At 67.0% G+C, this 2,183-nt stretch carries 1 protein-coding gene; it reads right to left on the bottom strand.

Annotated features, from left to right (window positions below; all coding sequences use genetic code 11):
* Positions 1-2,183, bottom strand: a 2,183-nt coding sequence (locus AC1DEY_RS22970; RefSeq protein ID WP_476870013.1) for a WD40 repeat domain-containing protein, incomplete at both ends; no start/stop codon positions are given.

Below are 2,183 nucleotides of genomic sequence, written 5' to 3'. Positions count from 1 at the left end.
TCCCAGCTGGCTGAGGCCAAGACCAGGCGGCCATCCGGTCCGACGCCGAACACAACGGATCTTACGTGACCTGTGTGGCCAGTGAGAGGCGCGGCTACAGCGGATCGGGTAGACGGATCCCAGACTTGAACCGTACGTGCGTTGCCGCCGGCGGACGCTAGGAGCAAGCGGCCGTCCTGCGCGGTACCGAACGCCACCGATACAACGTCGTGGTCAAAGTCGGTGAGGGGATCACCTACCTGCTCCCCAGTAACGGGGTCCCACAGCCACACCGTGTCGTCATAGGCGCCGAAAATAAGGASCAKACGGTCATGCGGACCCGTCCCGAGTGCTGCCCAATTCCATGAGTCATCGAAGGTGAGGGGCCCATCGGCCGGGGAGCAGGTGGAGGGGTCCCACAGCCAAACCTCGTTGACAGCGTCTGTGGAGGCCAGAAGGAACCTGCCGTCTGGCGCGGTGCCAAACGCCACCGATTCCACCTGGCTTGTGTGGCCTTCGAGTGCGACTCCGACCGGGGTGCCGGTGAGCGGGTCCCAAAGCCTGACCGTCTCGTCGTCGCTCCCAGAGGCCAAAAGCAGGTGGCCGTCCGGTCCTGTTCCGAACATCACCGAGCCTACCGGGCCGGTGTGGCCTCTAAGGGGACCGCCGACCGGGGTGCCGGTGACTGGGTCCCAGACCTGCACAGTGTGGTCGTAGCTCCCGGAGGCCAAGAGTAGGCGGCCGTCTGGCGCTTTACCGAACGCAACCGAGTCCACGGAGTGGGTGTGGCCGGTGAGCGTGAGCAGGCTGTCGTCCTGGCTCATATGGGCCATCATGGTCCGGTACGTGGGGCTGATGCCCTGTCTAAAGGGTGGAAGGCCGGTCTTAGCGATGAGGGCTTCCTGGAGGTAGGCGGCATTATCGTTGGCATTGTTGTGGAGCAGTGGGCGGGCCCTCCTGTAGGCCCGGGCGGTCGGACGCAGCGCGGGGTCGAGGGTAGTGAGCAGGGGAGTGAGGGTGGCAGGTTCAGCGACGGCCAGGTAGTCCGGATCGGCCGCCAGCCGGGCGAATGTGCCAGGTCCCGCGGCGTGGGCGTGCCGTGCCAGGTAGGTGCGGAGATAGGGGTGTGCAAGTTCCCAATTCCGGTGTCCGTCGGAGCTAGCGGGGATGGTGCCCAGGAGGGCCCGGGTGATGGCGGCTTCGACTTGCTGCCTGTGTGCCTGCCAGGCCTCGGCCGTGGCGGCGTCGGCCACCAGTGTGTCCCGGCCGGGTTCGGCGCGCAGATGGGCGGCGAGCAGATCGTGGAAGGGCCGGAAGGCGGACCGCTGGCCGGGACCGAGGTCTTCGACGATGTAGCCGCCGGCATTGTCCAGCAGCCACCGCACGTCGGAATCCTCAGGTTTTGCCGTCTCGGGGCCGACGTCCGTGCCAAGCGACTGGGCAACGGGGACCCAGATGTTTTCCCAGGGCATGCCGGGGCCTTTGGCCCAAGCCAGCGCGGCGAGCAGCGTACGGGCGGTGCGTTCCCGCCATCCCAGGCGGGCCAGGTCCTCGTCGAAAGCTTGGCCTACATCGGCTGGCAGGCGGTCCGCCCAGCCGGGAGCGGTCGGGTGGGCAGCCTGGTCCCGGCCGCGGACGGAATGGGCAAGCAGCCGGGCGAGCAGGAACGATTCCGCCTGCCCACTGGAGGATTCCGCCGCGGTAGCGCGGACGGCGATAGCATGCGCAACCGCTGCGGTGACCTCTTCCGAAGCGTCCCGGTAGGGAGTGAACACCTCGGGCTCGTGGGCGGCGAGCAGTAACTGGCGGGTATATTCGGTCAGGGCTTGCGGGTCCCGGTAGTCGGAGGCGTCCAAGTCGACCAGCAGGGCCCTGACTTCAGGCGGGGGGATTAGGTGCCGGCGGCTGGCGATAAGCACCTTCAGATGACAGCGTCCGGACAGGGGCAGGATCACCGCGGCCATCAGGCTGCCGGATTCGAAGGCTTCGTCAATAGCATCGATGACTATGATCTGCGGTGTTGCTTGGGGTACTTTAGCCAAAAATTCAGCCAGATCCCCCGGGTCGTTGAAGCCCGCAGAGCGGCCGAGTCGGTCGGCCACCGTCCGGGCAACCTCGTACGGCGTCTTTCCCCGGGCGGACAGGCCGAGTACTGGCAGGCCCTCGAACAGCTTGGCCGCCCGGGCAGGCAGGGAGTCCGGGGG

This window comes from Arthrobacter sp. 05T47 (assembly GCF_056395825.1).
The sequence above is the reverse complement of the archived record's forward strand: the minus strand, read 5'-3'. Positions and strand labels throughout refer to the sequence as shown.